The sequence below is a fragment of the Mycobacterium sp. genome (assembly GCF_049280035.1).
GTDB lineage: Bacteria > Actinomycetota > Actinomycetes > Mycobacteriales > Mycobacteriaceae > Mycobacterium.
Genome location: NZ_JBAPPI010000124.1, coordinates 1 through 4777, shown reverse-complemented (window position 1 = coordinate 4777; position 4777 = coordinate 1). Strand labels below are relative to the sequence as shown.

3 protein-coding genes are annotated in these 4777 nt (G+C 64.6%); 2 read left to right on the top strand and 1 reads right to left on the bottom strand.

What is annotated here, in order from left to right; genetic code table 11:
- Window positions 1-329 precede the first annotated feature (329 nt).
- On the top strand, window positions 330-1187 hold the full coding sequence (locus WAN71_RS04080; protein WP_422224104.1) for a sensor domain-containing protein: 858 nt from the start codon (window positions 330-332) through the stop codon (window positions 1185-1187).
- Between the two features lie 268 nt (window positions 1188-1455).
- Complete coding sequence (locus WAN71_RS04075; RefSeq protein WP_422224103.1) at window positions 1456-2955, top strand: serine/threonine-protein kinase; 1500 nt, start codon at window positions 1456-1458, stop codon at window positions 2953-2955.
- A gap of 342 nt (window positions 2956-3297) precedes the next feature.
- Here WAN71_RS04075 and WAN71_RS04070 read toward each other — a convergent pair whose 3' ends face one another.
- Window positions 3298-4524, bottom strand: coding sequence for a cytochrome P450 (locus tag WAN71_RS04070; RefSeq protein ID WP_422224102.1), 1227 nt, complete (start codon window positions 4522-4524; stop codon window positions 3298-3300).
- Between the last annotated feature and the right edge of the window lie 253 nt (window positions 4525-4777).

Here is a 4777-nt window from a genome sequence, read left to right as displayed (position 1 = left end):
CGGGTGGTCTATCAGAGCCCACTGGCCGGTGCTGGAGTCAACCAGGGCGGCACCATCTCGTTGAAGTTCGGTCAGTAGCTGGTTTGCCCGTCAGTGCAGCGGCTCCCGCGTATGGTGAGCCCGGTGGAGGGCTCGCCGCTCGGGCGTTATCGCCTCATCGAGTTGCTGGGACGCGGCGGTGGCTGCCGACCACAGTGCCGAGCGTCGCACAAATCCGCCAAGAATCCTCCAAGGCGTCCGCTGCAACCTTTTCCATGACCGGCGACACCGACCGGTAGCAGCGAAGAACTCCGATCATCACAAATCCCAGAGGCTGGATCGAGGCCACGATGGCTGACGAACCGCAGGAGGCACCGCCCCCGCCCGCACCCGGCCAGCCGCCTGCCCCACCACCCCGACCCGCTGACCACCCGACTCCTGCGACGGCCACACCGCCCCCGCGGGGGGGCCGCAAGCCCCTCGCTATCGTCGGCGGGGCTGTGATCGTCGTGGCCCTCGCCGTCACCGTGGGATATCTCCTCGCTGGGCGAAACTCGCAGCCCTCCACCATCTCGCAGCCCTCCACCACCTCGCAGCCCTCCACCAGGCTCACTCCCTCCGACGCCGCCCTGGAAGGGATGCTGCTCAGCACCGACCAAATCAACACCGCGATGGGCACCACCGGGATGACGGTCACGCAAACCCCCACCGCGATGGTCGACGTCAGCGCCGACATGCCAGACAAGGCCTGCCTACACATGGCCAGCGTGTTGGAAGCCCCGGTCTATGAGGGCAGCGGGTGGAGCGCCCTGCGCGGCCAAGGGCTCAGTGACCACTTCTACCCCGGCAACCGTCTCCGTCATCGGGTCGTTCAGGCTGTGGTGTTGTTTTCCTCCTCGCGTGATGCGGGCGCGTTCTTCACCGCCTCGGCCCAACGGTGGCCGGCCTGCGCCAACCGGCAGTTCACCTTCACCATGCCCGGCCAACCCGATGCCGTGTGGAGCGTGGGGCCGGTCTCCAACGTCAACGGCACCCTGAGCGCCACCAGTACCGAAGTGTCCCCACCACCAGCAGTGCCTGGTTGGGCCTGTCAGCGGGCGCTGACCGTGATCAACAACGTCGCCATCGACATCAACACCTGCACCGGCTCCGTGTCGGACTCCGCGGTCGACATCGCGCATCAGATCGCCGCCAAAGTACCCAGTTAAATGGCCGCCGGTTGAGCCTCACGGCTAGCTACCTCGTATCTACGGATTAGCCATTGCGCATGTTTTGGGCACGAATCTCGGTTCTTAGACCCAAATACCAAGCCTGACCTTTATAAACTCTGGTGCGCGGTACTGGGATTGAATCAGTCACGGCTTGCCAAACGGCACGGACGCTTTCGCGAAATCTGCCATCTCCGAACCCTTGTCGTCGCGTGGGCAGTCGCTGGTTTGCCGGTCGGTGAACTGGCTGACTGCGTATGGTGAGCCGGTGGAGGGCACGCCGTTCGGGCGTTATCGCCTTATCGAATTGTTGGGCCGTGGCGGCATGGGAGACGTGTGGCGCGCGCATGACACCGACACCGACCGGATCGTCGCCATCAAGGTGCTACCGGCGCATTTGTCGGCGGACGAGGACTTTCAGCGGCGATTTCGCCGGGAAGCCCACGCGGCCGCAGGTTTGAATAGCCCGCATGTCATTCCGATCCATCACTACGGCGAAATCGACGGCCGCCTCTACGTCGATATGCGGTTGGTCGAGGGCCGCGACCTCCAGGTTGTCCTGGCCGACGGGCCGCTGGATCCGGCGCGGGCGGTCCGCATCATCGAGCAGGTTGCCGAGGCGCTGCATGCCGCCCACCAGGTGGGTCTGTTGCACCGCGACATCAAACCCTCCAACATCTTGCTCGATCACAACGATTTCGCCTACCTGATCGATTTCGGGATCGCCCGCGCTGCCGACGAAACGCGGATGACCAAGTCCGGCAACACCATCGGCACCTTCGCTTACATTGCACCCGAGCGTCTAGATAGCACGGTAGAAGAGGATGCCCGCGCCGACATCTACTCGCTGGCCTGCGTGCTGTATGAAGCCCTAACCGGAGAGCCTCCTTTTGCCGGTAGCACGACCGCCCACCTGATGTACGCACACGTCCACACCCCGCCACCACAACCGTCGACCAGTCAACCGAATGTGCCCGCGCAGTTCGACGAGGTCATCGCCACCGGCATGGCCAAAAACCCCGACAACCGGTATGCCACCACCGTCGAGTTAGCCAACGCCGCCCACGACGCCATCACCACGCCGCTGGCACCACCCGCCCCCCCCCTGCTAGACCCGACCCGACCCCCGCCCGCACCCCCCCGCCTTGACGATCTGGTGCCACCCCCGCCCGCACCCGCGCCGGAGCTGGCGCGGCAACAGTCAGTCGAACCGACCCAACCCGCGACCCCACAACGCCCACCCGGTTGGCCGCCTGCCAAGACCCCGACCCCATCGGCCAAGCATCCGCTCCGACCGAAGCGGTCACGGCGGCGGATGGCTATCGGAATCACGCTGGTGGCGTTGGCGGTGCTCGTAGGCTTAGCGATCGGCCGGACCATCATCCGCAATTACTACTACGTCGCCGCATACAACGGCGCGGTGTCTATCATGCAGGGCATCCAAGTGTCCATCCTGGGTGTGCCACTGCACCAGCCCTATTCGCAAGGTTGCCTGAACAACCGCAACCAACTGTCGGTAATCCGCTACGGCCAGGCCGGCGGCAATAGCGATTGCCAACCGATGAAGCTCTCCGACCTGGCCGAGTCGGCTCGCGCCCAAGTGGCTGCCGGACTTCCGGCAGGCACACTCGAGCAAGCCGACGCACAACTACGCAGGTTGTCTACCGAGTCGCTGCTACCGCTCTGCCCGCCGGCGCGCGCCCAATCGCCGCCGACCTCGACGCCCCCGCCCCAGCCGGGCACCGACTGCCGGCTGTCGGTGGGGTGAGTCGCATAGGCCGGGCCATCATTCGGTCGGTTATTGGACAGTCTCACGAGGGCGTAGGACTCGTACATCTTTTGGCAGCTGCCCAGCCGTCGGTGGCAACGGCGCTTGGGGTTAGCGGAATGTGGGGGCAGTGGTGGTCATGCGCAGCAACCTTGCGTGTTGGTTGCTAGCTCAGACCGTCTGGCCCACGCTTAGCCCACGTGGGCCTTTATCCGCAGCAAAAACCATAGCTGAACAGCTGAAACTGTGGTGCGCGGTACTGGGATTGAATCAGTCACAGCTTGCCAAACGGTGAGGACGCTTTCGCCTAATCTAGTGTCACCGAACCTTTGTGGTGCGCCGTCAGTGCCCGGGGTCGAATTCCAGGGGCAGCGTGATCGGGCCGGTGATACCGGTGAGTTGCTTCCAGTGCGTAACTCCGCCGGAACGCGGATTGGGCATGCGGCTGGTGATGGTGCGCAGAGCTTCGACGAGTTCGAGTCGGGCGAGGTGCGACCCCAGGCAGTAGTGCGCGCCGCTGCCGAACGACAGGATGGGCGCTGACAGCTCGCGGCTAATGTCCAGGCGGTCGGGGTCGTCGTAGACGGCTGGGTCACGGTGGGCCGCAGCGATGTTGGCGACCACGAGAGAGCCAGCCGGAATGATCACACCACCCAAGTCGACGTCTTCGGCCGCCACTCGTACGAGGGCGAAAACGATTGGGGAATAACGCATCAGCTCGTGGACAGCGTTGCCGGCCAACTCGGGATGCTCGCCCAACAGTTCCCACTGGTCGGGGTGTTTATGCAAGAAATAAACCGCTGCCGCCAGTTGGTTGCGGGTGGTATCGGTACCGGCGATAAGAAGAGTGGAGGCGAGCATGACTAGTTCGCGGTGGCTGAGGCGGTCACCTTCGTCCTCGGCGCGGATCAGGTCCGAGATCAGCTCGTCGGTGAGATTGTCCCGGCGTTGCGCGAGCATCTCTTCGAGATAGGCGTCGAGGTCGGCCCACGCCGCCGTGATGACGGGCTCGTCGTTGGCGACGTTCCATTCGAAGACTTTCTTGATGTCATCGGCCCATGCGGAGAACAGCTGCCAGTCCTGGCGCGGTACGCCGAGCAGCGCGCAGATGATCGGGGTGGGGTATCGGCGGGCGATATCGGCGACCACGTCGCAGCGTCCGGCGGCGGCGAGCGGGTCGACGAGTTCAGTCATGACGTCGACGATGAGCATCCGTAGCCGCTCGGCGCCGCGTGGGGTGAATGCTTTCGAGACAAGTCGGCGCAGCCGGTGGTGCGTCTCGCCCTCGAGGCCCAGGATGCTCTGGTTCGCTCTGTCCCACACCGGGCCTGACGTAATGCCCTGTGCGGCCATGACGGGCTTCACCGCAGGGGCGAAGCGGGGGTCGCGCATCACCGCGCGGACCAGTTCGTAGCTCAACACCTCCACCCCGTGTGGTCCGATCGCCAGCGGCCCCTTCCGGCGTGCGTGCCGGATGACGCGGTGCGCCTCGTCGGGGTCGGTGAGGTGGTCATAGGCAATCGATGGCAGGCCCGCTTCCCAATTGGTGGGGCAGATGCTGGTCGTCATGATGGCTCCTCGGATCGCGGTTGAATCGACCATCGCCCATCGCGAGTCGCAGACCATCCGCCTTAACTCGTAAATTTCGGCCACCGGGGTCGTAGATTGCGCCGTTGCTGGGCGGCAATCTACGCATTTGTGCTGATGTTTTGCGGTTCGTGGTGGCTGCATGCTGGCTAGCATGAGCGAGATCGATCCACGCGCGGAGATGCCGCTGGTGGACTGGAGCGAGCTGGGCGTGAGCGGTCTGTTGCCGACGGGC